Origin of the sequence: Pseudoalteromonas aliena SW19 (genome assembly GCF_014905615.1) — a bacterium.
Lineage (GTDB): Bacteria > Pseudomonadota > Gammaproteobacteria > Enterobacterales > Alteromonadaceae > Pseudoalteromonas > Pseudoalteromonas aliena.
Genome location: NZ_AQGU01000026.1, coordinates 152,468 through 176,388, shown reverse-complemented (window position 1 = coordinate 176,388; position 23,921 = coordinate 152,468). Strand labels below are relative to the sequence as shown.

Below are 23,921 nucleotides of genomic sequence, written 5' to 3'. Positions count from 1 at the left end.
GGTATAAGTATTTGAAGAATTTAAGCCGATTAGCGTAAAAAAGCCGGATAGTGCCGTAATTCTATAAATTTAGAATCGCACTATCCGGCTTTTATCTAAGAATGATTAAAAAGTAGCAATAACTTTTACTTTATCGCTCACTTTAGCACTATCTATATAACCAATTGCATCTTTGTTAGCTGCAACAAAGTCAATAACAGCTTGATCACTGTCTAATTTTCCTGGAGGAGTACCCTTACCAGTAAATACAAGTTTAGACCAATACGCATTAATCTGGCTACTTGATTTACCAACGACCTTATCATTGAACTCATCAGCAACAGCAGTACCATTTTGATCAACAGGGCTAACTTTTGTACCATTGTCGAAAGATTTATTTTTACCTAAATAAATTTTCTTTATAGCATCAATATCAATTGTGCTCGTATTACTTGGATTAATAATAACCGCGACTTCTGCAAATGCACTTACAGAGCACAGTGATAATACACCTGCTAACATTAATTTTTTCATTATTCGCTCCAATTAAAATACTAAATCAACACCAAATGCAATTACATCAGTGTCTGTATTGGTTAAATCATTTTCATAGCGACTTAAATCAATTTTAAATGCTGCTGAAGGGTGAAAATCATAACGCGTACCAATTGTATATACATTGCTTTGTGATTTACTACCATCTAAAGCACTGTTTAGAGCAGTGTTTAGAGGAGGGATCGCTTGGATTTGATTGAAACGAGATGATTCATGTTTATCGTCATTATCTTCATAGGTGAAGTGTACAATTACATCATCCATTCTGTAGCCAACAGAAGCGTAATACTGAGTCTGTTTAGCTAAAAAGCTATTTTCAACTTCAAATTGGGTATACTCGGCATCAAATAACACGTTGTTATAATCAATTGAAAAACCAATGCCAATAAATGTGCCATTGTCTTCATTAATAGCAAGATCATCAGCTTGTGCTGTTAGCCCACTTTGACGCAATACGTTTTCAAGTGCATTTATTTGAGCCCCCGTCAAATCATTTGGATCATTTTGACCAAGCGCTATTGATGTGTCGGCTACTAAATAAGCAGCACGTGCACTAAACCAGTCGTATGATAATGTCCAGTTGATACCGACGATATCATTTAGTTCAGCTTTATCTTTGTAAGTGATGGCTTCAATTTCACCATCGAAGCTACCATAAATGACTTGTACTGTAGAATCCCAGTCACCAAGTTGCGAATTATAAAGTAAGCTTAATCCTTCATAAGTAGAAAATGGGATGCTGTATACTGATTCAGGTGGACGTACCCAACGGTATGCATAACCTACATCAATAAAGTCAGAATAACGGTAAAAAGGCACACGCATTTTACCAGCGCTTAATTGTAACTCATCATTAAATTCATAAGTTAAGTAAGCCCACTCAAATTCGGCATCAAAATCATTATTACCACGAGCTACAATTTGCGCTGTTGCACTTAGTTTTTCTTGTAAATCGGCGGATATTTGCAGTGCAAACACACTTTCATTTTTAAATGAAATGTCATCATCATAGCCATAACGACCACGATCATCTTCGAGACTTTTTCCGCCAACTATTGATGCAAAGCCATTAATTCTTACTTCAGCATTAGCATAACTCGTTGCTAGTGCTGCACATATTGCTACTGCTACAGATAGCTTTTTCATATGTAGTTCCTATTTATTATTAAGTGTTGATTCCTTATGCATTATAGAGTTAAAACAATAATTATCTAATAAATAAGCTAATTTATTTTTTAGTACTATGGAAATAAATGGATAATCACTGAGCAAATAAGTGAAAACGTATGTGTGCATTTTAAGTTTTTGTACGCCAATTGAAATTATTAATACATTTATTCACAATAATGTCATACAATACCCTTCCAGAGGAAAGATGCTTTTAGCGTCTTTTTTTATGCCTGAAATTTATATTATCTAAATATAAACGCATAACCAATCACACGGTATCCTTTGGAGAACATTTTGAAATTACGCAACCTCTCACAGTTAAGTCTCGCAATACTTGCTGCACTAACAGCCTCTGTAAATGCTGAAGAAACCAAAACAACAGCAAAACAAGATGCATTTGAAAAAATCGAAGTAACAGCTCGTAAACGTACTGAAAGCTTATTTGAATCTCCAACCGCTATTACATCAATTGGTGCAAACCTAATAGATAAAGCCAATATGAGTAACCTAGAAGATATTGGCAAATATGTACCTAACTTAAATATCACGCGTTACGGCGTGGGTAATTCTGCTCATGCTTCTGTATTTATTCGTGGTATTGGTCTGCAAGATCACATTATTACAACGGATCCTGGTGTAGGTGTTTATTTAGATGGTGTTTATTTAGGCCGCCAAATGGGCTCTAACCTATCATTACCGAACGTTGAACGCGTTGAAATTTTACGTGGACCACAAGGTACGCTATACGGGCGAAATACACTCGGTGGTGCTGTAAACGTAATAACAAAACAGCCAGGTGATGAGGGGATTATTACCACAACCGCAAAAGTAGGTAGCCGTGGTCGTATTGCTGGTGATGTATATTTTAATAACACATTAACAGATGATTTAAGTATGTCTGCAAGTGCAGCTTACAAAACACGTGATGGTGTAGGTAAAGCGGTAAACCTTGCTAATCCAGAAAAAGAAATAGGTGAAGAAGAAGAGCTTAGTGGCCGCGTTGCACTTAAGTGGCAAGCAAATAGCGACTTGGCATTTACATTCTCTTTAGATGGTGTTGATAACGAGTCAGGCCAATCGCCATATACAATTGAATTAACTGAGCCACTGGACCCTAATAACGTTTTCAATGGTGACTTTCCATTACTAACGCAAGATTTAATTCCATCAAACCCTGATGATTTAGGCACAACGGTTGCCGGTATTGAATCAACATCTTACTCGGGTTGGGGCACATCATTCACGGCTGATTGGGCTATTAATGATACATACACGGCAAAATTTATCTCAAGTTACCGTACTTCAGAATACGAAGGTGGACTTGATGATGACGCTTCACCACTTAATTTATCAGAGTTTCCAGAAGAAGGCGGCGCAGATCAGTATTCTTTTGAAGTACAGTTAAACGCGACGTTTGATAATATGGATTTTGTATCAGGTCTTTATTTCTTTAATGAAGACGGCTTTACACGTTCTGGTCCATTTGTATTTAGCCCATTCAATACACCAAATGGTTTATTAAATGATGGCGTAACACCATCATTTGGTGGTTACGGTAGTTTTGAAATAAACCAAGAAACTAACTCTTACGCAGCTTATATCAATGCAAGCTACGACTTAACTGATGACTTAACGCTTGGTGGTGGTTTGCGTTACTCTCAGGATGAGAAAGATGCGAATGCTATTTTCCCATCATTTCCTGCACGTAAATACGTAACTGCAGATTTTGACGCTATAACATGGGATATTAACGCATCATATCAGCTCAGTAGTAATATGAATGTGTATGGTCAAATTCAAAAAGGCTATCAAACTGGTGGTTTTCCACCGCGTCCATTTGGTGGCCCAGATCAATTTACTTCTTTTGATGAAACGAAAGCGGTTAACTACGAGATTGGTTTAAAAGGGCAAGTGCATGAAAATGTATCTATGATGCTTGCTGTATTTGTTACCGATTACACTGATTTAGCACTGCCATTCTCAGATCCTACTGCGGGTGGCGGCTTTGTAACTATTGTAGAAAATGCCGGCCAATCTAAAGCGCAAGGTATTGAGCTTGAAACAACGGTTGCTATCACAGATGACTTCACTATTCGCAGCGCTGTAGGTTATCTTGATTCTGAAATTACTGATGTTGCACAAGGTGTACAAGGCATTGGCAAAGGCGATTCACCCGCTTTAACTCCACGCTGGACTGTAATGGTTGCTCCATCTTACTTTATGGATTTAAGCAATGGCGGCACTTTGGCGTTAAATGCTAATTACTCATACCGTAGTGATATGCAAGGACAGTCGGTTTATAACCAAAGTGAAACAATCGATTCTCGTGAATTAGTGGGTTTTAATATCTCTTACACTAACCCGTATGGCGATATGGAAGTAACGCTTTATGGTGAGAACGTATTAAATGAAGTGTACGACGTAGGCCGTTTACAGCAATCAGGTTTTGTTGGTGTAATGCGCAGTAATGACCGAAGTGAATTTGGCTTAAAATTCAAAAAAGACTTTGAATTATAAATAATATCAATAGCGTTAAATTAGAGGTTTCTAGCTTTTTATAAAAGCCTCATTAAGCGCTATTTTAGTCGTTAAAATCGAAGTACTTTAATAGCGCTGCGATTAAACAAAAAAGGTAAGCCTAGGCTTACCTTTTTTATTAAAAGTAGGAAGATTAACCTTCTTTGTGAGCTTGACGAGCTTGTTCAATTTCGTCAGCAATTTCTTGTGCTTTTTGCTTTGTTTTTTCAGTTAATTCGCCAGCGGCTTCTTTACTTTTTACCCATGCCTCAACAGCAATTTCTTTGCCATCATCGTACATGTCTAGGCCCATAGCTTTACTTTGTTCTAATAGTTCATTTAACGACTCATCATTTTTTAAATCGTTTGTAGTCTCTTTTACATCATCCCACGCATCACCAAGCTTTTCTTGCATTTGCGCGCTTTTTTCTTTTGCATCTTCTTTTACTTCATTGGCGTCTTCACAACCAGTTAACGTAATTAAGGTGCCCAATAAAGCTAAACCTGCTAATTTGTTCATGTGTTATTCCCTTTAAAGACTAATTATTAATTCAGGGCTAATTGTAAAACAATGAAAATGAACGTACTCGGAACAGAACGATTAAATTTAAAATTAATGCATGAAGGCGCAGGCCCACAGCTATACGAACAAACATGTTGGGGGCTATGGGAGATAACAATAAAACAAAGTAATGTTTTTATTGGCTACATACTTGTAAAGCCAATGGACTTATTTAGTGAATTACCTGATTTTAGTGATATTGAAATTGGTTGGCGTTTAAAGCAAGAAAGCTGGGGAAACGGCTATGCTACAGAAGCTGCCAACCTCATGTTTAATGAAATAGCGAAGCAGCCAGATATAAAAAAAATTAGTGCGACAGCGAATAAAAACAATCAAGCTTCTATTAAGGTGATGGAGAAACTAGGCATGCAATTTATTAAAAATTATATACAAAAAGAAGAAAGTGGCGATGTGCCTTCAGTGCATTATTCAAAATGTATAAATTAACAAATTGTGTGATGATTACTTGGTATTTAAAAGCAGATTGCTATAAACAATAATTTAAGGATGTTCGATGGGACTATTTTTATCTAGAAGTACGCTTATCGCTAAAAGCGTATTTATTTTACAACTCAGTGTGTTTAATCTCGCAGCAAAGCCATTATCTCAAAGTGCTGTAGCAATGCCTGATGCATTTAGTGCAGATGCCGCTAAGAGTATTTTAGATCAAGGTGGTAATGCTATTGATGCGGCTATAACGGCGCAATTTGTACTTGCGGTAACGTTACCTGAGGCAGGTAATATTGGCGGTGGTGGTTTTATGCTTATCCAAAAAGGTGGGCAGGGCGATTTTATCGACTACAGAGAAACTGCACCAAAGGCATCTTATCGTGATATGTATTTAAACGATAAAGGTGATGTAATTACTAATAAATCTATTTATGGCATTAGCGCCAGTGGTGTACCTGGTAGTGTTGCCGGTATGTGGCTTGCACATAAGCGCCACGGCACACTGCCTTGGAAAACATTAGTGCAGCCAGCAGTGGCTTTAGCTGAACAAGGTTTTGTCGTGCCTCCTAAATTAGCAAAAGGTGTTAGCCATTATATAGCCCATCTAAAAGAGCAAAAAATAAATGTAAACTTTGAAAAATATTTTATTGATGTAAAAGCGAATAAAGTATTTAAACAACCAGAGCTTGCGACCACCCTCAAGCGTATCCGCGATAACGGACAAGATGGTTTTTATAAAGGTGAAACAGCCAATATTATTGCAAAATTTATGCATCAACATGGTGGTATTATTGATCAGGATGATTTAAAAAATTACACCGCTAAGTCTCGAGTGCCTATAAAAGTAAAGTGGAATGGTTATGAAGTACTTACTTCTCCACCGCCAAGTTCGGGCGGTATTGCTATTTTGCAATGGCTTAAAATGTACGAGTTGAAAAAGCCAAATAATGGTCTTGCACACAACTCAACGCAGTACGTTCATTTACTCGCAGAAATAGGTAAACGCGTGTTTGCCGATAGGGCTGAATACTTAGGCGATCCTGACTTTTTTAATGTGCCAGTAACAGCGCTAACAGATATAAATTACCTTAAAAACCGTAGTAACGATATTTCGTTAACGGCCATTTCAAACACAGAAAGTATTAAGCCAGGCCTTAAAGAAAGCGAGCAGACTACGCATTTTTCAATTGTTGATAAAATGGGCAATGCAGTTGCCAATACAACCACAATTAACTTAGGTTTTGGTAGCGGAGTTGTGGTTGAAGGTGCTGGGTTTATTTTAAATAATGAAATGGACGATTTTAGTGCAAAACCTGGGGTAATGAATGTGTTTGGTGCTATTGGAGGTAAAGCAAACGAAATTCAGCCACATAAGCGTATGCTTAGCTCTATGACGCCTACAATATTACTTAAAAATAATACGGTTAAAATGGTAACCGGTTCGCCTGGTGGTACAACAATTATTAGCTCTGTATATGAATCAATATTAAACGCTGTTGAGTTTGATATGAACGCAGCAGATGTTGTTAACAGCGCAAGGTTTCATCATCAATTGTGGCCTAAAAACGTGATTAGAATGCATGCGGGTTTAAGCGCGAAGGTAAAAGCTGAGCTTGTAAAAATGGGCTATGTTATTGATGAACGCCACTTTGGTGATCTAAACGTCATTATTAATAAAAACGGTAAGCTAGATGCGGCGTCTGAGGCGTTAGGTCGAGGAAAGTCCATTGTTTTTTGATCCATGTTAAACGTGGGCAACCTTTATTTGGGATTTATGCGTTGTATTTAACAACGCGTAAATACCAAACAGTCTGCTGAAAATTTAACCTCGAAAGATAAACAGGCCCCAGTTATTCGAGTGCAGTGTTACCCAATTGCAGGTATAACGCCTGCCATTTGCATAAACTGCGCTGCTATAATTGTTATCCCGCATACGGCCGCTATTCCAAGGCCTACATTACCGCTTCTTACTTTATAACCTGTTTTATCTGATGACATGCGTTGTTTATACACCATTGCAACAGGTAAAAATACGGCAAGCACCACTAATGCAATTGCAGCGTAACCGAGTGCCATAATAAATCCTTGAGGATAAAATAATGCAAATCCTAAGGGGGGAATAAAGGTAATAAATGCTGTTTTAATGCGATCTGTTTTATTATCCCCTTTTTTAAATGCATCAGCAAAAAAGTCGAATAAACCTAAGCTTACGCCTAAAAATGAAGTGGCAAGGGCTAGATCTGCAAATAATTTAACAGCAATTGCTACATTGGGGTTATGAGCAATGCCCGCCACACTTTCTACAAAGCCACTGAGCCCTTCGCTGTTAAGCAAGTTTGCTTGACTCATAATACCTTGGCTTAATAATTGCCAAAAAATATAAATAACCAACGGAAGTGCTGCACCTGCAATCATAACCTTACGCAGCACTTTTATGTCAAGGCCGACATATTTAACAATCGAAGGTATCGAGCCATGAAACCCAAATGAGGTAAATATAACGGGAATAGCAGAAAGGAGTAAGCCTTGCTCTACAGGCATTTCTAATAGGTGTTTACCTTGCACATAAGGTGAAAGCATATAAAACAAGCTACCTAATACAATAATTTTTATTGTAAACAATACCCTATTAAATTTATCGACTTTACTCGTTCCTAGCGTCACTACGCTTGCAATAACAATTGCTAATATGACAGAGCCAAGTTGTGGTGCAATATTTGTGTTAAATCCTGAATTTATACGATCTTGCAGCTGCGCCCCACCTCCTGCTATATACGCAGCACACAAAGCATAAAATAAAAATATCATTGAAAAATTAGCAATATATTGACCTTTTTTACCAAGCCATAATTTAGCCAACGTATTTAAAGTTGCGTCTCGTGGTGCGTACTGATGTAGTTCTAACATGAGCAATGCGGTGTAGGTCATAAGCAACCAACTACACACAATGAGCGCAAGCGCAGTGGTAAAACCTAAACCAGCTGAAGCGATTGGAAGCGCCAGCATTCCGGCTCCAATGGTTGTTCCTGCAACAATTAACATGCTACCTATTGTTTTATTTTTAAGCACTTAATAACCCTGATAATTCGAGAGAGGTATGCACGATATAACTAGTTGCTCAAAACTGAAATAGTTTTGTGGTAAAAGGCTGCAATTAAAATGTAACTTTCAATTTACAACTGTATTTTTAAGCGTGTTTTAACTGATGAAACACAATTAAATACGTTAAAGTGCAACAGTTTAACGGTATAATTTGTTGTTTATCATTTATGCTAATTCATAACTCAGGAATAAACGTGCCAATTAAAGCATCGTACTTTTTAATGGTTCTAATATGGTCTACTACACCACTTGGTATTGTATGGAGTAGCGAAACTGTGTCGCCTACACTTGCGGTGCTAATGCGTATGCTGGTGGGCTTATTTTTAGGTGGCTTAATTGTTGCTGTTACTAATATTAGAGTGCCTTGGAGTAAAAATGCGTGCTTACTTTATTTTTATTCGAGCATCGGTATTTTTGGTGGCATGTTATTGAGTTATATGGCGGCTAAAACAGTTCCTTCGGGCATTATTTCACTCATGTTCGGTTTAGCACCTATTTTGTCGGGATTACTTGCACAACAATTGCTAAGTGAAGCTAGGTTTAGTCCTATTAAGCTAATGGCATTGGCATGTGCATTAATTGGTTTATATTTTGTCAGTTATAACCAAATTCAACATTCGCAAACACAAGGACTTGGGTTGTTGTATGTATTTATGGCGGTGTGCTTTTTTAGTTTAAGTGGTGTGATGATAAAGCGTGTACAAATAGCCATTCACCCAATGGCGACCACGTTTGGCGCATTGGTGTTTGTAACACCGCTATTTTTTATCGCTTGGTGGTTAGTTGATGGTGAGTTACAGATAAATAATTGGAGTGCAAAGTCGCTTTGGTCTATTGGTTATTTAGGTATATTTGGCTCGCTTATTGGGGCACTTGCTTACTTTCATGTATTACAAAACTTAAATGCCAGTACGGTTGCTTTAACAACGCTCATTACACCGAGTTTTGCACTGGGGCTTGGTGCATGGCTTAACAATGAAGCACTTAGTACAGAGCTTATTATTGGTGCTGTTATTATTTTAATTAGCCTAGGCGTATTTCAATTTGGTGATAAATATTTAAAGCGTAATAAGCAACGAGCTAAAAGCTAGAGTGCTGTCAGCGACTACATTTTAGCTATTTGAATAATCAAACGACGGTTTTTATCTCGTCCTAAAATGTTGTCGTTGCTGTCTACAAAACGTTTTTCGCCCAAGCCCGTTGTTTTTACTTTGGCTTCATCAACACCTAAACTCACCATATAATCTTTTATTGTTTTTGCACGTTTACGCGAAAGATCTAAGTTATTCCAACGTCCGCCATAGCTATCTGTATACGAATCAATACTAATAGATTCAATTGTTGCGTCATTTTTTAAATACTCAGCAATTTGATCTAGGCGTTGTTGCGATGATTTCGTTAATTTACTGCTGTTTGATTTATAGTTCATAACTGTAAATGAAATATCTTCAAAACTGTAAGGAAGCAATTCATCACGGCATTGTAGAAATGCCCAGTACGCTTGTTTAAAGTTTACACTTGATAAGCCAACGGCAATTTTATCGGCACTGTTTTGCCAGTCTTGGTAGTAAAAAGTAGGGTAGAAGCCTTTCTCAAGCTCGGTGAGCATTTCCCACGAGATGCTATTATCAAGTTCGCCATCAAACTTTTTAAGTAACTTCATGTTGGTAATATCACGAGCCGGCAAACCAGCACGCCAAGAAGGGGGAACCGCTTTTAACCCTGCAATTGAATAATTGTCTGGGCGTACAACCATGTCTAAATTAAAGGTTAGATTTTTGTTTTTGCTAGCGGATGCTTTAAATACGGCCTCGCCATAATATGGAACTTCATGATTTAATTGGCATTGTAAGCGAGTTGTTTTAACTACATTCCAATTCGAATTATCTTGGTTTGCAGTATATTGGCGCATAGCAGCATCGGCACTATTGTTTAACAGTACCTCACAAATACATAGGCTAATAAATAACAACTTAAACTTCATGGGGTATTCTCCAGTAAATCGGGCATGCCAATAATTTGGCAAAATGCAGTGCCATTACAGTTAAAGTAAATAACACTCAGCTAGCTATAACTTTAAAGCAAATTGTATGCCTATAATTTAAGGCATAATTAATCGAGTAAGTGACTAGCCGAAAGGCCCTCACTTTTGACATAATAGAGGGCTTATACCTACAAACCAAGAATACTATGGCAAATACTGAGCAAACACTTTTCGCAAAACGCTTTCGCGGCTTTTTCCCAGTGGTTATTGATGTTGAAACAGCAGGGTTTAACAAAAATACCGACGCTTTATTAGAAATAGCTGTTTCTGTTTTAAAAATGGATGACGAAGGGTTGCTTAGCATAGACCATACAGTGCATTTTCATGTTGAGCCTTTTGAAGGCGCTAATATAGAACAAGCTGCTATAGAATTTAACGGTATTGATCCATTCTCACCGCTGCGTGGTGCTGTCGCTGAAGACGAAGTAATAAAAGAAATTTGTAAAGTTGTGCGCAAAGCACAAAAAGCAGCGGGTTGTCAGCGCTCAGTAATAGTGGCGCATAACGCCGCGTTTGATCATGGCTTTTTAAATGCAGCAATAGAGCGTAATAATATTAAACGTACGCCGTTTCATCCGTTTGTCAGTTTTGATACAACAACACTTGCAGGATTAGCTTTAGGGCAAACTGTACTGGCTAAAGCATGCCGTGCTGCAGGTATTGAGTTTGATAATAGCCAAGCGCATTCAGCACTTTACGATACGGAGCGTACTGCTGAACTATATTGCTTTATCGTAAATCGTTGGCAGCAGCTCGGTGGTTGGCCATTAGCAGAAGCTCAGGATAACGATGACGAGCCACAAGCAGATGATATTAATGAGAGCACTAAAACGACAGAGTAATTTTGCCTTCGCTTAGGTGAATCATATGGGGCGGATAAATACGGGCAAACTGCATAGTCTCTTTCGCTATTTTAAGCTCTACGCCTGGGTACATTAGCTCATTAACCTTTAAGCGGCTTGTTGCTAATAGCCGAGCTATCTTTTGTTTAATAAGCTTTTTTTGTCGCTGAACATTTGCTGCACGGGCTTGTATTTGCTGTTCATTGGCCGTTATTTTATCTAAAAATAATTGTCGTTGGGCAGCTGATGGTATTTTTTTTGCTTTGTCTCGCGCTTGTTCTAATGACGCGGATTTACTCGCCAGTACTTTTTCAAAGTCAGCAATTTGGATTTGTTTATCACGAAGTTCGAACCAGTTTTGCGCTAATAGAACGCGCGTTTTTATACCCGCAGGAGCGCCTAATTCACCAGTTTCAACGCGAATTGCATCTAAAATATTGCCGCCTATAATCTTCCCTTGAGGATCATCTGCTTTACCAACACGTATTAACCGCCGAGCACTTAAATCGCAATGAAGAGCTTGGCGCTCAATAAATAGATCTTGCTCTGTTTTTATATCGCAGTACTGTGCATAAGTAATCGAAATTGTTCGCTGGGCTATAATTTGGCATGTAAAAGCATCATCGTTTTCACGTTTTCGGCCAATCGCACCTTGCATAATTGTTACAGCACTTTTACTTTCAACGATGCCAGACTCAACAAATCCTAAGACAGTAATATCGCCATTTGCTTTTACGCGCATGCCATCTTTAATATCACCGCTAATAATAACACTGCCATCAAAGTCAACATGTCCGGTGCTAACATCCACATTATCAAAACATAAAACATCATCAACACGCATACCATGGGGAAGGGCAACAGGCACACCTTTGCTATCTGCAATTAACATGTTTGGATTGTTGGGATCAATTTTCGTGCCTTCAAAAGGCTGTAGTTGGTATTCGTTTCCAGGGTTTGCTGGTATTAAATCCCCAAACACCGTGTAGCCATCTTCACCATAAGTTGCAGCTACGCGCTGCATTAACGCCATACCCGGTTTAACGGTGATAATAGCACCGAGATCTTTCATATCAACTTTGCCGCCTTCTGTAGCTTGTGGGCTAAGAACACGGTCTTGAGCTGTTGAGCATAAGCGAACAAATTTTGCGTCACTGCCTTTTTTAGGGTTTCGTCCGTGGGCAACTATGGCGCTATACACGCTCCCAGCCGGTTGCTCAAGTTGTTGACCTAAAAATGTATCAAGCGCTCTGGGGCTAATCCCTTTTTTTACACCAACATCGGCAAGCGCTTTTTGTGCGTCTTCCATCGATAGTAAAGCTCCCCCTTTCGCTGTCGTGATAGTCGCCTCTGCAAGCATGTTTTTTTCATCAATATTAATTACAATAGACGCGTTAATAGCCTTAGCAATAACTAACGACTCTTCTTGATAATTTTCACTTTGTGCAAAAAGCTTGCCTATGTTGGCTGAAATAACCTCGAAATCACAATATGAAGATTGTTCAAATAACTCGATTAGCTCTGTGCCACTGGTCGGAAAACCACTATCGACAGGGTGCTTTATTAAAGACAAACTCCCTGTTTTTTCATCAAATGAAAAAACCGACATTCATTTATTCCCCACTCAATATGTGTATTATTTTTATAGTATTCAACGCGTTTATTTTTTATTACACTAAATAGCTCTCTATTTGAGCATAACAGCGTTGTTATGTTAAGCAAATGTTGTTTAAGCACTTTGTGATATAAGGCGAGAATGTGTGTTTAATACGCCGTTTTTATAATAACTAAAATAAAAGTGTGTTACCTCTTGAGTATCAGCACTTTACTCAGTTATACTGCTCGCACGCTCTGAATTGAGTTTACTAATTCAGGGGCTGATTAGGATTCGACGGAATTCAAGACGCCCAAGGTGCATGTCGAGGTGCGGTTTGCCTCGTTAAACAGCCGCAACCTAAAGTAATCGCAAACGACGATAACTACTCTCTAGCAGCTTAGGCTAGCTAGCGCTCCTTCCATGTATTCTTGTGGACTGGATTTTGGAGTGTCACCCTAACACCTGATCGCGACGGAAACCCTGGCCGGGGTTGAAGCGCTAAAACTAAGCGGCCTCGCCTTTATTTATCGTGTTCGTCCGAGATCTAAAGGTTAATTAAATGACGATACTAAACATGTAGTACCGACGGTCGAGGCTTTTCGGACGGGGGTTCAAATCCCCCCAGCTCCACCAATTTGCTGTTCGATAACATCCGAACAGATACAGGAAACCCGCTAGCCACATAGGTTAGCGGGTTTTTTATTGCCTGTAATATCCCAAGATGTTTACCTACGTCCAGTATTTTTAGTACCATGGTTAGTACCAAAGCCCTCACTTGTGAAAATGCTGTGGTACTAAAAATAAGAAAGCCTTGAATTCACAGGGCTAGAGCATGGTATATATAAAATAAATGGCCAGAACTGTAAAACCCCTCAACGATACCCAAATTAAACAAGCTAAGCCTAAGGAAAAGGAATACTCACTTTCTGATGGTAGTGGACTTCAGTTATCAATAAGGCCTAATGGTACTAAAAGTTGGTTATTTAAGTACTACAGACCATTCACTAAAAAAAGAACTAACCTCTCTTTTGGGCAGTACCCTCAAATTACCCTTGCCGCTGCTAGAGCAAAAAGAGAAGAGGCTCGCGGGCTTCTTGCTAATGAAATAGACCCAAAAGAGTACAAAGAGCAACAATATACTCAAGAGACTCAATCACGTTTAAATACATTAGAGAAAGTAGCGCTCGACTGGTTTGAGCTTAAGAGGAGTACGGTTTCACCTAATTACGCAGAAGATGTGTGGAACTCACTTGAAAGGCATATATTCCCTACTTTAGGCCAACGTCCTTTAAGTGGTCTAACGGCAAAGCTCGCTATCGATACTATTAAGCCTATTGCAGCCAAGGGGGCGCTTGAAACTGTAAAAAGGTTATGCCAGCGTTTAAATGAGATCATGGTTTATGCGGTTAATACAGGAGTCGTAGAGCATAACTCTTTGGCGGGTATTAAAGCTGCGTTTCAAACTCCGATCAAAAAGTCTATGGCCACTATAGGCAGTGAAAGGTTACCTGAGTTTATGGAGGCTCTTTCAAGAGCAAGTATTAAGTTTACAACTCGGTGCTTAATCGAATGGCAACTGCATACAATGGTAAGGCCTAGTGAAGCTGCTATGGCTGAGTGGTCTGAAATAGATTTTGAAAGCAAGGTATGGATATTACCCGCAGAAAAAATGAAAATGTCGAAAAGCCATAAAGTACCGTTAACGCCAAGTACATTACGTATACTCGAAATAATGAAGCCTGTAAGTGGTCATCGCCAGTATATTTTTCCTGCCGACAGAGAACCAAGAAGTCATACTAATTCTCAAACTGCTAATGCTGCAATTAAGCGCATGGGTTTTAAAGGTGAGTTGGTTGCTCATGGCCTCAGATCACTTGCTAGTACAATATTAAATGAAACTAAACTGTTTGATTCAGAATTAATAGAAGTTGCATTGGCTCACCAAGAGAAAAACGAAATTAGAGCTGCTTATAATCGTGCAGAGTATGTTGAAAACCGAAGAGAAGTAATGAGCTGGTGGAGCGATTATATCAATAAAGCTAAGGTGGCAGCGAGTGTTTGACAAGCTATCTCAATTCAATGCCCTTGATATTACTACTGCTAGTCTAATTTCAAACGATAAAGAACTTATAGAGTCAGGCTCTTTGTTAGCATTTTTAGATAAGCTTAGTCATTCACTATTAACCATTGAAGACAATACTGCTTTAACAGTCTTTGATGAGTTGCATATGCTTGGCATTACTCGTACAGAGATAAAGACTAAGCTCGATAAACTATATGATGCCGTTGACGCAAACGAAGAGTTGCGGCCTTCAGACTTTTTAGCGTTAGGTGAGCTTATTGGTGAACTAAATGCACTGAATCGCTATTCGAAAAGCCTGATGTATCATCAAGGGATTGCCTTAAGAAATGAGAAAGTTGCCAAGGTAAGGCAGTTAAAAACTCTAACGTATCAACGTGTGGCTAAAGAGCTGTATCAAATAGTAGTCTCGAAGGAGGCTTATAGTACTTTTGATGCTTGGAGTATTATTTCAAGTATAGACTTGTTACTTAGAATGTATCTAAATCCAAAATTAGTCATATCTGAGCATAAAGCTACCCAAAGTTTAGCAAAATACATCGGCGTTAATTTAAGCAAAGGTAAAAGGAGCCAGCAGCAAGTAAAGCAACGAGATATTGTGTTTAGTTACCTTGAAAAGCACTTTGCCTGTGATTGTACTACTTTATACCAGTCGTTTTTTGATAGTGGTTGCCAAGATATTAATGGCATAGCTATGCCTCAAGAAGATCGGCGACTCACGTTAGCTTACAGTGCGATTGATAAACTTATCAAGCTAAAAGCTTTTCAAAGCTTAAAACCTAATATTAGCCTCGATGTGCTAGTTGATAAAATACTCAAAGGGCTTGCTAAAAAGTATCGTATTTCAGTATTTGATGCTTACAACGAGGCCATCTATATTAGCAAGTTATACGCTGAAATCCCTAGTTATGAGCCTTTTTACTATCAAAATAATAGGGCTCACAAAAAGTTAAGATCTATTCAAAGTGGCAAGCTTGATGAAATGGTTAGTAATGTATTTAAAAAAACAGCATTCATGTAATGCTTGATATCGCCCTTACTAAAAGCTTGTTTGGCATACCATTTGATTAAGTTGTTACTTTATAAAATAAGATAACAAATGTAGTGAAAAATACTTTTCACTACATTGCACTCCGCAGTATTAGAACCCCTAAATTGTAGCGCTATTACGTAACGTCCAATAAGCTCTTTTAATCATTTTTTAAATGGAGTTTTGTTAGTTAAACTCCATTTAAGGTATTTGTTTTTGTATTCATAATCCTTCCCGTACTTAAGCGAACGTCCTAGTTCGTTTTAATAACTTATGGGATTCAAACCCTTCAATAATTGGAATGATATTATGAACTTAAACAACTTGTTAACTGATAGTAAGAGAATTCTTCGCCTTAAAGATGTGCAAACTTTAACTGGTTTATCTCGTACTATGATTTACGACTTACAGAGCAAAGGCGAGTTCCCTCAAAGTATAAAGTTAGTGCAAAGTGGGCGCGCTATGGGGTGGCAATATAGCGATGTTATCAATTGGATTGACTCAAGAATGCAAGCATGAAGTTTATAGCTAAACGAGAAGTTAAAATTGCTGATGAGGATATTTTCATTTCAAAATTAGCAATTCAAAAACACTTTGGTTTTTCGTCTTACTTAGTAGGCAAGCTAGTAAAAGAAGAAACTCTTTCAGAGCCTGTGAAGTTGGCTCAAAAAGTTACTGGTTGGCCTTTGAGTGAGGTAAAACAGCTCAACCAAATTAGCACTTCTTAGGATGATAAGGGATGTTATTTTAACAGGTAGACCCTTTTATATGACCGTTACTTGCTTAAAACGTCAATCATAGTGCGGTTAACTTCATTGTAATAGTGCAGGTTATTTATAATATTTAGAGAAAATCATGCCATCTCAGTTAGTTCAAAAATTAAAAGATAAATATGGTGTTGAAGTGCATTATCAAAAGCTATCAGAAGAATCTTATATGGCTTTGGAGATAATGAATTTCCCTAGTGGATATTACTACGACATTATTAAAGCTACGTTAAAGCAGTTGGATGTGATGCTTTGTAAGTTTTCCAAAGTGCTTGTACTCAGGCTCGATTTGAGATTAGAACAATATAGTAAAAATAATAAAGTTGTTTCACAGTTTATTAATAGTATTCAAAAGAAAATAAAGCATACATACGGTGAGTTCGCCTATATATGGGTAAGAGAGCAGAACAAAGCTGATCAGCAGCATTACCATATAGCTTACTTTTTTAATGGTCATAAAATTATGCACCCTAGTAAGGTCATAAGTTTAATTGAGGCTGGGTGGTTTAAGGCTTCGGCTGGTGGCACACTATATATACCTGAGCATTGCTTTTATCAGTTGTTTATTAATCAGCCTAACTTTTACGATAACTTTAAGGAGGCTGTTTACAGGCTTAGTTACCTTGCTAAATGCTATTCTAAACGACGTGTTTCGCAATCAGTAAAAAACTACTCTTCAAGTAGACTTGAATATATGGAGGGGAGTTAGATGCCGCGAGGAGGTAAAAGAAAAGGAGCAGGAGCCCCGAAAGGCAATAAAAATGCCTTTAAACATGGTGGACGTGCAAAGGTATTCTTTGGGGTTGCGTTAAACAAAGAGTTAACTTTATTTGAATATCGTGCTTTATGTTTAATGCAGCTCAATGAGCTACAAGAGCGGGTGCAATCAACAGGAAATAAGCAGCTAATTTATAAATATTTAAAGCGCTATAAAGGAGCTGTTATGGTGAACTTTAATCGGTAACGGGGGATGCCTAGGGCATAATAATATGGTTTAAATTAAGAGTTTTATAGAATCTAAAAGAGTTCGATCAGGCAGCCAAACAATCAAAAAATGAATTAAAGTTGTTTATTATCAGTATTTTATACTTACCACTGGATTGGGCGATCACTTTTAAATAAGTGATCACCTTGTAAAAGTGATCGCTTTATATTGTGAAATAGCAGAGGTTACGTTTTTGTAAGGAGTATATTTTGCTTGAAAATCTTTATTTGTATATTATGTTGATTAACAAAAGCAATGGATTAGCCATTTAGTTTTTAACGAATATGGCAGACAAAGGAATTATATGCCACTCCCTGATTACCAATCTTTTATGACCCCGTTGCTAGCATGTTTAGCCAATGGTAAAACCGTTAAACTGCGTGATATTGATGCCGATGTTTACCGAAAGCTTGGGCTTAGTGCCGATCAACTAAAGCTCCGCATACCGAGCGGCAAGCAAACCTATGCCTATCATCGCTTGGGATGGGCTAAAACTTACTTAGTCCAAGCAGGTTTAATAGAGCAGCCTAAAAGGGCTTTTTGTAAAATCACTCAAAAAGGGCTAGCTGCAATCGAGTCAGGCGCGCCAATCAATAACCAATACTTAAGTAAGTTCGATGCTTTCCTTGATTTTAAAACACGCTCTAAAGGCGCAAATGAGCCCACACAAGTAAACACCACCAGCATAGTAAGTAATAACTCAGATAAAACCCCTGAAGAGCTTCTAGAAGCTGCAGTAGATACACTCAATACCAACCTAAGTGACGAAATACTAAAAGCGATATTAGCAGCCTCCCCCGTATTTTTTGAAAACCTAGTGGTCGATTTAATGCTCGCTATGGGTTACGGCGGTTCACGTAAAGATGCAGGCCAAGCTACTCAATACACGCAAGATGGTGGCATTGATGGTGTAATCAAAGAAGATAAACTTGGTCTTGAAATGATATACTTGCAAGCCAAGCGTTATACCAATAAAACAGTTGGTCGCCCAGATATACAAGCCTTTGCAGGTGCGCTTGATATGCACCGTGCTAAAAAGGGCGTGTTCATTACCACCAGCAGCTTTAGTAAGGATGCCCTCGAATACGTAGGCATGATAGAAAAGCGCATAGTGCTGGTGGATGGCGCACAACTAACCGAACTCATGCTCACCCATAACTTAGGTGTAAGCACCAAACATGTATTTGAAGTAAAAGCGCTCGATAGCGATTACTTTATGGAAGATTAAAATGACAACTAATAATAACTTTTCTCAAACAGCTGCTTTTATCTGGTCAGTAGCTGATCTGCTTCGCGGTGACTTTAAGCAGTCTCAATATGGCCGTGTTATTTTACCTTTTACTTTATTACGTCGCCTTGAATGTGTACTCGCACCAAGTAAAGATGCAGTAGTCGCCGAGTTTGAGCGCATTAAAGCGTTAAACCTCCCAGAAGATGCACAAGAAAAGCTATTAATAAGAGCTACAAACGGCTTAACCTTTTTTAATACCTCGCCTATGGATTTGGGCAAAATGGGGCAGGGTGATATTAAAGCCAACCTTGAGCGTTATATTCAATGCTTTTCAGCCGATGCCCGCGAGATTTTTGAGCACTTTAAGTTTGATGAGTTTATAGGGCTATTAGATGACGCCAACTTGCTTTTTAAAGTCGTTAAAAAATTCGCTACAACTGACTTGAGCCCTCAAGCTATATCAAACCACGATATGGGATTAGTGTTTGAAGAGTTAATACGTCGCTTTGCTGAAAGCTCTAACGAAACCGCAGGAGAGCACTTTACCCCGCGCGATATCGTGCGTTTAACTACCTCACTGGTGTTTATGGAAGACGATGACGCCCTAACCAAAGAAGGGATTATCCGTACCATTTACGACCCAACAGCAGGTACTGGCGGCTTTTTATCATCAGGTATGGAATACGTACACGAGCTTAACCCTAATGCGGTTATGCGCGCATTTGGTCAAGAGTTAAACCCAGAATCTTACGCGATATGTAAAGCCGATATGCTTATTAAAGGACAAGACGTAAGCCGTATTAAACTAGGTAATACCTTATCGAATGATCAGCTTGCAGTAGATAAGTTTGACTACATGCTGTCTAATCCGCCATTCGGTGTAGATTGGAAAAAGATTGAAGGCGATATTAAAGACGAACATACCATTAAGGGCTTTGATGGTCGTTTTGGTGCAGGTTTACCAAGAGTGTCTGATGGTTCGCTATTATTTTTAATGCACCTAATTAGTAAAATGCGCGATGCATCACCCTCTGCAAATGATTCTAACAGCGGCGGGCGTATTGGTATTATTCTAAATGGCTCACCTTTATTTACGGGCGGAGCTGGCAGCGGTGAAAGTGAGATTCGTCGCTATATTTTAGAGTCTGACTTACTTGAGACAATTATAGCCTTACCTACAGATATGTTTTACAACACAGGTATTGCTACTTATGTGTGGGTATTGTCGAACAAAAAAGCGCAGCAGCAAAGCGCTGAGCGTAAAAATAAGGTTCAGCTAATTAATGGCGCTAACCTATGCGGTAAAATGCGTAAATCTCTTGGTTCTAAACGTAATATCATGAGCGAAGACGACATTAAACTAATCACTCGCAGCTTTGGTAACTTTGCACAAGTAGAAACAACAACACTTGAAGAGCTAGGTTTAATTAAACCAATAGAGGCTAAAAGTAGCCGAGGTCGCCAAGCGGCTAACCCTAAAGTCGATGTAGCAAAAACCTTTGCTAGCAAAATATTTAATACCTATGAGTTTGGTTTTCGCCGTATCACTATAGAGCGCCCACTTAGGTTGTCAGCGCAAGTAACTGATGAAGCTATTGCATCCCTGCGCTTTGCACCTAAGCCTTTCAATGCAGCCATGATGGCGCTTTATGAAAAATTTGGCGCACAGTGGACTACTGACAACTCGGGTAATAGTCAATATGGCGATTTAAGCGCCGTTGAAATTGAAGCCAGAGCGATTATTAAAGCCGACTTCCCAGAGCTGAAAGAAAAACAAATTAAAGATGTATTAGAGCCTAAACTTTGGTTATTCCAAAAATCACTTATGGAAAAAGCGCAGCAACTACAAACGCAATTAGGTGATGATGCTGGTGGCAAGCACTTGCAATCAGACGACTTCAACCAGTTTGACATTACCTATACACAAGCGCTTAAAGCCTTAGATATTAAGCTCGAAACCAAAGAGAAAAAACAACTGCTCGATGCCATTACGTTTAAAAACCCAGAAGCTGAATGCGTGGTTGATAAATTATTTAAAGATCAGGCAGACCCAATGTATGGAGCATTTGAATATCAAGGTAATGTTAAAAAGTGGCAAGGAAAAGTAGTTACTTATAAGCAAGATGGCGACCTGCGTGATAACGAAAACATCCCACTCAAAGAAGCTTATGCTGAAGGTGCACTGCAACCCAATATGACGACCAAAGAGATGGTTGAAAACTACTTTAACCGTGAGGTTGCCCCGCACGTAAGCGATGCATGGATTAATGACACTAAGTGCGATGATAAAGACGGCGAGCTAGGTATAGTCGGTTACGAAATACCGTTTAATCGCCATTTTTATGAATATCAGCCACCACGTGATTTAGCTGAGATTGATAAAGAGCTTGATGCTGTGAGCAGTGACATAATGACCTTATTGCAAGAGGTGCACCAGTAATGAGCGATGAACACCCAGTATTACTGCTAAGTGCAGAAGACAAACAATGGCTGACCGAGCTTACACAAAAAATGGCATCCAGCCAAAAAGGTCTTGTTAAATTGAATACCGAGCTTTTAACCTTGTGCAGCCATTTGGGCAACAACTTGTTGCCCAAATGGGTTAAACCTCAATTAGGAGGTTTGTATGAGTAAGTTAAAGGCTGGTAAATATCAGGCTTATCCTGAATATAAGGATTCGGGCGTTGAATGGCTTGGGAATATTCCATTGCATTGGAGAATATTTGATGGGAAGCGCATATTTAATACAGTTAGGGTGAAAGCTCTTGAAACTGATGAACAATTAGCAGCGAGTCAAAAATATGGTGTGATTCCTCAATCTATTATGATGAAGTTGAATGACTCGAAAGTCATGCTCGCATTAAAAGGTACTGATTCGTTTCGTCATGTAGCTAAAGATAATTTTGTCATTAGTCTTAGAAGTTTTGAAGGTGGGATTGAACATAGTAACTATGAAGGTTGTGTATCTCCAGCTTATACAGTGCTGGAAGCCGTGAAATCAATTGAACCTCGTTACTATAGATACCTACTCAAAAGTGACCCGTATATCGCTTCACTTCAAGCATCAACGGATAGCTTGAGGGACGGAAAATCAATATCTTATGAGCAGTTCGGGTCAATACCTCTACCACTTGATGATATTCAAGAACAAACTCAAATCGCCAACTTCCTCGATCACGAAACCGCTAAAATCGATACCTTGATTGAAAAGCAGCAACAACTGATTAAGTTGCTTAAAGAAAAGCGCCAAGCGGTGATATGCCATGCTGTGACTAAAGGCCTCAACCCACAAGCCCCAATGAAAGATTCGGATGTAGCGTGGCTGGGCGAAGTGCCTGAACATTGGGGGATGATAAAGCTAAAGCATATAACACATCAGATTATAGATGCGGAACACAAGACAGCTCCTTATTATGATGATGGTGAATATCTGGTTTGTCGCACAACAAACGTCAAAGATGGGAAGTTACGGTTAGAAGGCGGGAAATATACTAATAATTCCACCTACGAAGAATGGACAAAACGAGGCCTACCTGAGGTTGGTGACATACTGTTCACTAGAGAAGCTCCAGCTGGTGAAGCTTGTGTTTATACTGGGGAGGTTCCTCTTTGTCTCGGACAAAGAATGGTCTTATTCAAGCTTGATCAAACTAGAGTATCACCAGACTTTGTACTTCATTCTATTTATTCAGGTTTAGCTGATGATTTTGTAAAACAATTGTCACAAGGCAGTACCGTTGCACATTTCAATATGGCTGACATTAAAAACATTCCTTTATTTGAACCGCCAATAGATGAGCAAGTTAAGATAGTGGAGTACTTATCAATGGTTCTAGCCAAGTATGATAGCCTAACATCTTCGGTTTTTAGAGCGATTGAGTTGATGCAAGAGCGCCGCACCGCACTAATCTCTGCCGCAGTAACAGGTAAAATAGACGTGCGACATTGGGAGCAGCCTAATGACTAATAATGTTACGCCACCACTTGGGCAGTTTATTTTATTTGAAACAGATAAAGGGCAAACTAAGGTTGAGTGTCGTTTTGAAACAGAAACGCTTTGGCTCACTCAAAACTTAATTGCTGAGCTTTATCAAAAGAGCGTACCCACTATCAATGAGCATTTAAGTAACATTTATAGTGAGGGCGAACTTGAACAAAATGCAACCATTAGGAATTTCCGAATAGTTCGCAAAGAGGGCACGCGAGAAGTTGCTCGCGAAGTAGCGCATTATAATCTAGAAGCCATATTAGCGGTGGGTTACCGCGTGCGCTCTAAGCAAGGCACTAAATTTCGCCAGTGGGCAACAGGAACATTACAAGAGTACCTAACCAAAGGTTTTGTAATGGATGACGAGCGCCTTAAAAACCCTGATAACATGCAGTACTTTGATGAGCTGTTAAACCGCATACGCGACATACGTTCATCAGAGAAAATATTTTGGCGCAAGGTGTGCGATATATACGCCACCAGCATTGATTACGACGGCAAAGCACAAACCAGTGTTGATTTTTTTGCTAAAGTGCAAAATAAAATGCACTGGGCTGCTCATGGTAATACTGCAGCAGAGCTGGTGTTTAAACGTATTGATGCCGACAAACCTCATTTAGGCTTAACTAGCTTTGCAGGCACAGAGCCAACCCGCAAAGAGGTGGTTACAGGCAAAAACTATTTAAATGCGCAAGAGCTCGATACTCTAAACAGGCTAGTTAACTCCTACTTAGAGTTTGCAGAGCTGCAAGCGCGTAATGGTAAGTTAATGAAAATGGCAGACTGGGCGAGCAAGCTTGATGACTTTTTACGGCTAAGTGACTATGAAGTACTTAACCACGCTGGCAATATTTCACAGGCACAAGCTACTGAAAAAGCCAAACAAGAATACGATAAATACCGAAGAGTAATTGATGCCCAGCCATCAAAGGTTGATTTAGACTTAGCTAATGCGCTAAAGCAGCTGCAGGATAAACCTGAAAAGTAACTTAAATAAATTTTGCATATAAAGTAAAAAAATA

22 protein-coding genes and 1 other RNA gene are annotated in these 23,921 nt (G+C 38.9%); 17 read left to right on the top strand and 6 right to left on the bottom strand.

The features are described 5' to 3' along the window. Positions 1-105: 105 nt before the first annotated feature. Together PALI_RS12015 and PALI_RS12010 are read right to left on the bottom strand one after the other, a co-directional pair. A complete protein-coding gene (locus PALI_RS12015; RefSeq protein ID WP_193156011.1) occupies positions 106-513 on the bottom strand; it encodes a type 2 periplasmic-binding domain-containing protein in 408 nt (135 codons plus the stop codon). Positions 514-525: 12 nt separating this feature from the next. Beyond that, on the bottom strand, positions 526-1,680 hold the full coding sequence (locus tag PALI_RS12010) for a porin (RefSeq protein WP_193156010.1): 1,155 nt from the start codon (positions 1,678-1,680) through the stop codon (positions 526-528). Between the two features lie 318 nt (positions 1,681-1,998). On the opposite strand from PALI_RS12010, the gene PALI_RS12005 reads away from it, so the two are divergent. Continuing rightward, positions 1,999-4,221 (top strand): TonB-dependent receptor, encoded by a 2,223-nt coding sequence (locus PALI_RS12005; protein ID WP_193156009.1) that lies wholly within the window; start codon positions 1,999-2,001, stop codon positions 4,219-4,221. A 154-nt stretch (positions 4,222-4,375) separates the two neighbouring features. Here PALI_RS12005 and PALI_RS12000 read toward each other — a convergent pair whose 3' ends face one another. After that, entirely contained in the window at positions 4,376-4,741 is a 366-nt protein-coding gene (locus PALI_RS12000; protein ID WP_138585002.1) for a hypothetical protein, read from the bottom strand. A gap of 51 nt (positions 4,742-4,792) precedes the next feature. Here PALI_RS12000 and PALI_RS11995 point away from each other — a divergent pair, with 51 nt between their 5' ends. Together PALI_RS11995 and ggt are read left to right on the top strand one after the other, a co-directional pair. After that, positions 4,793-5,230: a GNAT family N-acetyltransferase gene (locus tag PALI_RS11995; RefSeq protein WP_193156008.1), complete on the top strand. Its 438-nt coding sequence runs from the start codon at positions 4,793-4,795 to the stop codon at positions 5,228-5,230. Between the two features lie 67 nt (positions 5,231-5,297). Continuing rightward, the gene (gene ggt / locus PALI_RS11990; protein ID WP_193156007.1) at positions 5,298-6,971 is read left to right on the top strand and encodes a gamma-glutamyltransferase; all 1,674 of its coding nucleotides are present in this window, start codon (positions 5,298-5,300) and stop codon (positions 6,969-6,971) included. A gap of 128 nt (positions 6,972-7,099) precedes the next feature. Here the strand turns inward: ggt and PALI_RS11985 are convergent, their stop codons facing one another. Continuing rightward, entirely contained in the window at positions 7,100-8,302 is a 1,203-nt protein-coding gene (locus PALI_RS11985; RefSeq protein ID WP_193156006.1) for an aromatic amino acid transport family protein, read from the bottom strand. Positions 8,303-8,529: 227 nt separating this feature from the next. Here PALI_RS11985 and PALI_RS11980 point away from each other — a divergent pair, with 227 nt between their 5' ends. Further along, positions 8,530-9,426: a DMT family transporter gene (locus tag PALI_RS11980; protein ID WP_193156005.1), complete on the top strand. Its 897-nt coding sequence runs from the start codon at positions 8,530-8,532 to the stop codon at positions 9,424-9,426. A 14-nt stretch (positions 9,427-9,440) separates the two neighbouring features. On the opposite strand, the gene PALI_RS11975 is transcribed toward PALI_RS11980, so the two are convergent. Continuing rightward, the gene (locus PALI_RS11975) at positions 9,441-10,319 is read right to left on the bottom strand and encodes a flagellar protein MotY (RefSeq protein WP_193156004.1); all 879 of its coding nucleotides are present in this window, start codon (positions 10,317-10,319) and stop codon (positions 9,441-9,443) included. Between the two features lie 206 nt (positions 10,320-10,525). Between PALI_RS11975 and rnt the strand changes: the two genes are divergently transcribed. Beyond that, a complete protein-coding gene (rnt, locus tag PALI_RS11970) occupies positions 10,526-11,221 on the top strand; it encodes a ribonuclease T (protein ID WP_193156003.1) in 696 nt (231 codons plus the stop codon). Here the strand turns inward: rnt and PALI_RS11965 are convergent. Continuing rightward, positions 11,205-12,830 (bottom strand): DUF342 domain-containing protein, encoded by a 1,626-nt coding sequence (locus PALI_RS11965; RefSeq protein ID WP_193156002.1) that lies wholly within the window; start codon positions 12,828-12,830, stop codon positions 11,205-11,207. The genes rnt and PALI_RS11965 overlap by 17 nt on opposite strands. A 264-nt stretch (positions 12,831-13,094) precedes the next feature. Here PALI_RS11965 and ssrA point away from each other — a divergent pair. From ssrA to PALI_RS11905, 12 genes are all read left to right on the top strand, one after another. Beyond that, positions 13,095-13,451: a transfer-messenger RNA gene (gene ssrA, locus PALI_RS11960) on the top strand. A gap of 217 nt (positions 13,452-13,668) precedes the next feature. Then, a complete protein-coding gene (locus PALI_RS11955) occupies positions 13,669-14,880 on the top strand; it encodes an integrase domain-containing protein (RefSeq protein ID WP_193156001.1) in 1,212 nt (403 codons plus the stop codon). Next, positions 14,873-15,919, top strand: coding sequence for a hypothetical protein (locus PALI_RS11950; RefSeq protein ID WP_193156000.1), 1,047 nt, complete (start codon positions 14,873-14,875; stop codon positions 15,917-15,919). The genes PALI_RS11955 and PALI_RS11950 overlap by 8 nt, the downstream gene beginning before the upstream one ends. A gap of 318 nt (positions 15,920-16,237) precedes the next feature. Continuing rightward, positions 16,238-16,447 carry a helix-turn-helix transcriptional regulator gene (locus PALI_RS11945; RefSeq protein WP_193155999.1) on the top strand — a complete coding sequence of 70 codons (210 nt, stop codon included), beginning with the start codon at positions 16,238-16,240 and terminating at the stop codon, positions 16,445-16,447. After that, positions 16,444-16,656: a hypothetical protein gene (locus PALI_RS11940; RefSeq protein ID WP_193155998.1), complete on the top strand. Its 213-nt coding sequence runs from the start codon at positions 16,444-16,446 to the stop codon at positions 16,654-16,656. Before PALI_RS11945 ends, PALI_RS11940 begins: the two co-directional genes overlap by 4 nt. 127 nt (positions 16,657-16,783) lie before the next feature. Then, a complete protein-coding gene (locus PALI_RS11935) occupies positions 16,784-17,404 on the top strand; it encodes a YagK/YfjJ domain-containing protein (protein ID WP_193155997.1) in 621 nt (206 codons plus the stop codon). Continuing rightward, positions 17,405-17,659 carry a hypothetical protein gene (locus PALI_RS11930; RefSeq protein WP_193155996.1) on the top strand — a complete coding sequence of 85 codons (255 nt, stop codon included), beginning with the start codon at positions 17,405-17,407 and terminating at the stop codon, positions 17,657-17,659. Positions 17,660-17,984: 325 nt separating this feature from the next. After that, positions 17,985-18,908, top strand: coding sequence for a restriction endonuclease (locus tag PALI_RS11925; RefSeq protein WP_193155995.1), 924 nt, complete (start codon positions 17,985-17,987; stop codon positions 18,906-18,908). A 1-nt stretch (position 18,909) separates the two neighbouring features. After that, positions 18,910-21,351, top strand: a complete 2,442-nt coding sequence (locus tag PALI_RS11920) for a type I restriction-modification system subunit M (RefSeq protein ID WP_193155994.1) — start codon at positions 18,910-18,912, stop codon at positions 21,349-21,351. After that, positions 21,351-21,545: a hypothetical protein gene (locus tag PALI_RS11915; RefSeq protein ID WP_193155993.1), complete on the top strand. Its 195-nt coding sequence runs from the start codon at positions 21,351-21,353 to the stop codon at positions 21,543-21,545. Before PALI_RS11920 ends, PALI_RS11915 begins: the two co-directional genes overlap by 1 nt. Further along, positions 21,538-22,878, top strand: coding sequence for a restriction endonuclease subunit S (locus tag PALI_RS11910; protein WP_193155992.1), 1,341 nt, complete (start codon positions 21,538-21,540; stop codon positions 22,876-22,878). Before PALI_RS11915 ends, PALI_RS11910 begins: the two co-directional genes overlap by 8 nt. Further along, positions 22,871-23,887 carry a virulence RhuM family protein gene (locus PALI_RS11905; RefSeq protein WP_193155991.1) on the top strand — a complete coding sequence of 339 codons (1,017 nt, stop codon included), beginning with the start codon at positions 22,871-22,873 and terminating at the stop codon, positions 23,885-23,887. The genes PALI_RS11910 and PALI_RS11905 overlap by 8 nt, the downstream gene beginning before the upstream one ends. Positions 23,888-23,921 lie beyond the last annotated feature (34 nt).